The sequence below is a fragment of the Okeania sp. SIO2F4 genome (assembly GCF_010672385.1).
Taxonomy (GTDB): Bacteria; Cyanobacteriota; Cyanobacteriia; order Cyanobacteriales; family Microcoleaceae; genus Trichodesmium.
Genome location: NZ_JAAHGT010000829.1, coordinates 1 through 4,392, shown reverse-complemented (window position 1 = coordinate 4,392; position 4,392 = coordinate 1). Strand labels below are relative to the sequence as shown.

At 33.3% G+C, this 4,392-nt stretch carries 3 protein-coding genes; all 3 read right to left on the bottom strand.

Annotated features, from left to right (window positions below):
• Window positions 1–216: 216 nt before the first annotated feature.
• Window positions 217–1,563, bottom strand: coding sequence for a pentapeptide repeat-containing protein (locus tag F6K22_RS33430; protein WP_293108278.1), 1,347 nt, complete (start codon window positions 1,561–1,563; stop codon window positions 217–219).
• A gap of 356 nt (window positions 1,564–1,919) precedes the next feature.
• Window positions 1,920–2,690: a pentapeptide repeat-containing protein gene (locus F6K22_RS33425; RefSeq protein WP_293108275.1), complete on the bottom strand. Its 771-nt coding sequence runs from the start codon at window positions 2,688–2,690 to the stop codon at window positions 1,920–1,922.
• 475 nt (window positions 2,691–3,165) lie between these two features.
• Window positions 3,166–4,335, bottom strand: a complete 1,170-nt coding sequence (locus F6K22_RS33420; protein WP_293108272.1) for a pentapeptide repeat-containing protein — start codon at window positions 4,333–4,335, stop codon at window positions 3,166–3,168.
• Window positions 4,336–4,392: the final 57 nt, after the last annotated feature.

Genomic DNA, 4,392 nt, shown 5'->3' with positions numbered 1-4,392 from the left:
AAAGTCTCTAAATATTGGTAATTAGTTAGTGATAATTAGTCTATGTTTTTAAATTATATTTTGTTCGGATATTCAGTTATAAATAAAATTAAAATCAACTTAATTGAGACTAACAATGATTAGAATCCCTACTCTTCTCTCTATTGCAAGAGCACCTATTCTTTATTCCCTGTAACCAGTTATTTATAAGTATTCAACCGAAAATAATATTATACCTTAACATTCATCCTGAAAAACAGCCCCACGTTTAATTAATTCATGCTTCATTTCCTCAGAAATTCCCAGATTATTACCAAATACCGCACCATCTAACTCTGCACCTTCTAGGTTTATTTTTCTTAAATCAGCCCCCAATAACCTCGCATTTTTCAAGTTAGCATTCATCAGATTTGCCATCATTAATTTGGCATTTGATAATTCCGCATCACACAATTGGGTTTTTATCAGTTTAGCTTGATTCAATAAGGCACCTGTCATAATAGAATTAAATAATAAAGTATTGTTCAGGTTAGCCCCTTGCATATTCGCATTATATAAATTTGCTTTAATCAAATTAATATCTGCTAGATTAGCATTAGTTAATTTAATATTAGTGAGATTAGCATTGCTGAGATTAGCATATCTGAGGTTAGCATATTCTAGATTAGCATTCGTTAAATTAGCAGTACCTATATTCGCACCCTTAAGATCGGCATTTTCCAGATTAACCCCACTTAAATTTCTCCCATAAGCAGCATGATTAACAATATCCCAAACAAGATACCACTTTTCATCTAATTCTGTTCCATGATTAATTTTTACCCCTCTTAAATTAACATGATTTAAGTTAGTACCCCTCAACTTTGTGTTATGAAGATTAGCATCACTAAAATTAGTACAATAAAGATTAGTACCTTCAAGATTAGCACCTTCAAGATTAGCTCGGTTTAATTGACCTCTAATAAGGTTAACATTAGATAAATTAGCGTCTTTGAGATTAGCATCTTTAAGACTAACATCTGTCAAATTGGCTTGACTAAAATTAGCACCTATAAGATTAGCTTCGTTGAGGTTAGCATCATTAAGTTTCGCATAACTCAAGTTGGCATTTGTGAGATTACTATTTCTCAGATTAGCACGAGTTAAATTAGCATTAGTTAGATTAATTTCAATTAACTTTGAATGTGTAATCTCACTACGCCATAGATTAGCACCTTCTAGGTTAGCACCCTCTAGGTTAGCACCCCTAAAACTGGCGCCTCTGAGGTCTGCACCTTTAAAATTTACCTTGCTAAAGTTAGCAAACCACATTATTGCCCCACTTACATTAGCATGACTCAAATCGCTATTACTAAAGTTAGTTCTTTTCAGATTAGCGCACAGTAAATAAGCACTCCTTAGAATAGCGTCACTCAAATTAATATCATCTAGATCGCTCAGACTTAGGTCAGCATACTCAAGATTTACACCAGCAAAATTGTTAGTTAATTTTTGACTGGTGGTTTCATCAGCATCATTTATTGCTTGATTTTTTGTACCTTGAATTAGTTTCTGTAGTTTCTCAAGTGATTTTTGGTTAGCCATATATACTTATATCTTTAATGTTTGAAATTTTAAGATGTTATTTTAAGCCAATCATTAAAATTAATTTAGTCCTGTATAATTCAGAATAATTACGCTTCTACTAATATAATCATCGCCAATAATTATTATAAAACAGGAATTTAGATAAAATCTGAAGAAATAGGCAAGTAAAATTCCAATTAAAAGAAATGAAAACAATAAATTTTGACTTGTTCTCTGGCGCACCTAACTTGATTTTTGACTATTTACTAACTTATATTTACTCTGTCTTTTCTCAAATTACCGAGAGTATGAATAGAAAAATATCAACAGGAAAATAAAGTAAATAAATTGGTAATTAATTAATTTGTCTCTGACTAAGTATCCTCAAAAACTGCCCCACGGCTAATTAAATCTTGCTTCATTTCCTCAGATAAACCAGCATCATGCCATAACCTAGCATTCTCTACTTTTGTATTCTGAAAATTAGCTCCTGTTAAATTTGTTAATGCTAATCCAGCTTGAGTTAAATCAGCATCACTCAAATTAGCACCACTTAAATTCGCATCACTTAAATTTGCATTACTTAAATTCGCATTACTTAAATTCGCATTACTTAAATTAGCACCACTTAAATTAGCCAAAGCTAAACTAACAAGGTGCAAGTTTGCATCAGTTAGATTGGCATTACTTAACAACGCACCACTCAAATCTGCACCACCCAAATTTACTTTACTAAGATTAGCTTCACTTAAATCTGCATCACTTAAATCTGAACCCCGTAGGTAAGCACCATGTAAATTTGCTCCACTCAAATCAACACCACATAAACTAACCCCTAATAATTTAGCACCAGCAAAATCTTCAGCAGGATTTAGACCAGCAATATTCGCTAACTCCAATAAATCTTCTGTATTTGCCTCAACCACATTTTTGCTCATTATTCTAAACTCTGAAAAATCACATCCAGCAGCAGTTGCAGATAACATTAAACCTTGCAACTCCTCTGGAGATTTATATTGTAATGACTCAGAAGTTAACTCAGAGCTAAAATTCTGCGATCGCAACCAAAGCACCAATTTTATTTCCAACACAGCTAGTCGGTTGGGGCTAATATTATGAGGCCATAATCCTTCAATACCAGTCATAGAGTCAAAAATTTCATCAGCTATATTTTTAACTGTTATACCAGTTTTCTCTCCCAGAAAATTAGTTTTAACTTATTTTTCGGTGTTCTTGAATCTTAGGAGTCAGGAGTCAAGACTCAGGAGTCAGGAGTCAGGAGTTAGAATTAAGTTTTTCTCAATTGAAAATTCATACCAGGGGTAATAAATTTTTACTACAAATAAGGAATTTTGAAGATCCCTATTTCCTTCCTTATATAAACTTCTGAATATGATTGAGCAATAAAATTTACAATTTTTCTGTTTTTTCTTCCCTCTTCCTTTGTTTTAGTGTCATACCTAAAATCAGCAATGCTTATAAAAATCATTGATTCTCGCCACCTCCCCCCTTTGAAGACGAAATGTTTTTAAAGGGTTGCTCACGTATCCCAGTGACAAAAACAACTTCTGACTTCTAACTTCTAACTTCTGAGTTATGACTTCGTTAACTTTGCTACTCTCAAACCTCAAAAAATGCACCTCTCGCCACCAACTCCTGTCTCTTATTTTCAGAAATACCCTGATTTTCCGCAAATATAGCCTTCTCCAAAATTGCCTCTTTTAAATCTGCTTGTTTTAAATTAGCGCCTCGTAAATTAGCCCCACTTAAATTAACTCTACTCAGGTCTGCATTTTCCAAAGAAGCATTACTTAAATCAACATTAACCAATTTAGCATTAGGCAGATAAGCACTACTCAAGTCAGCACCACAGAGATTAGCGTTACTCAGATCCGCACGAGGTAATTTTGTCCGTAAATCTGCACCTGCAAGATTAGCCCCTAAAAGTTTAGCATCTCGCAGATTAGTATTACAGAGATTAGCTTGACTTAAGTTAGCACCACTAAGATTAGCCCCACTCAGGTCAGCCAGGGTTAAGTTAGCATTACTAAAATTAGTCTTTTGTAAGTTTGCCCCAACAAAATTAGTATATTGGAGGTCTATACCACTTAAATCACTACCTGCAAAATCTTCCGTAAAATTTAGAGCCACAGTTTGAGCAATTTCTGTAAAGTTATTGCCAAATTGTTTTGATAATAATTCTTTGGCGATCGCTATCTGCTGCTGTTTCAATTCTTCTACTTTTCTTCTATCCTCCATTGATTCGTATACTAATCTCAGATTAAATAAAGCATTTCCTTGGCTAATATAATTATCTATTTTTTTCGCAATAGCTAATTGTCGTTGATAATATTGTTTAGCCAGGGAGAATTCTTCCAAGGCATGATAAGCTATTCCTAAACTTGAGCAGGCTTCTTGGATGGCAAATTCGTCTAGGGTTTCTTCAGCGATCGCTAAATGTTGTTGTTGATATTTAATTGCTTGTTGATAATTTTCTAGAGAATAATAAGCATTCCCTAAATTTCCTAATGCTTTTGCTTCTCCTTCTCTGTCTTGAATTTCTCTGGCAATATTTAAGTGTTGCTGATAAGATTCTATAGCTAACTGATAATTTGATAGTGCTTCATAAGCCACTCCAATATTTCCTAAAGCTGCACCTTGTTTACGACGGTTAGAAATTTTTTGATAGATAGTTAGTGCTTGTTGCCAATACTCCAAAGCTGATTCAAATTGATTATTTTGATATTGATAAATTCCTTGTTTCACTAACTTGTCTGCTATTTCATTCATAAAGTTTTCAGTTTACTTAAAAGCACACAGTATACTATTTTAATTTAACTTTAGGTA

What these genes read in the sequence shown, in the direction of transcription:
- F6K22_RS33430 (WP_293108278.1), bottom strand. Translation starts at nt 1,563, where the DNA reads ATGGCTAACCAAAAATCACTTGAGAAACTACAGAAACTAATTCAAGGT.
- F6K22_RS33425 (WP_293108275.1), bottom strand. Translation starts at nt 2,690, where the DNA reads ATGACTGGTATTGAAGGATTATGGCCTCATAATATTAGCCCCAACCGA.
- F6K22_RS33420 (WP_293108272.1), bottom strand. Translation starts at nt 4,335, where the DNA reads ATGAATGAAATAGCAGACAAGTTAGTGAAACAAGGAATTTATCAATAT.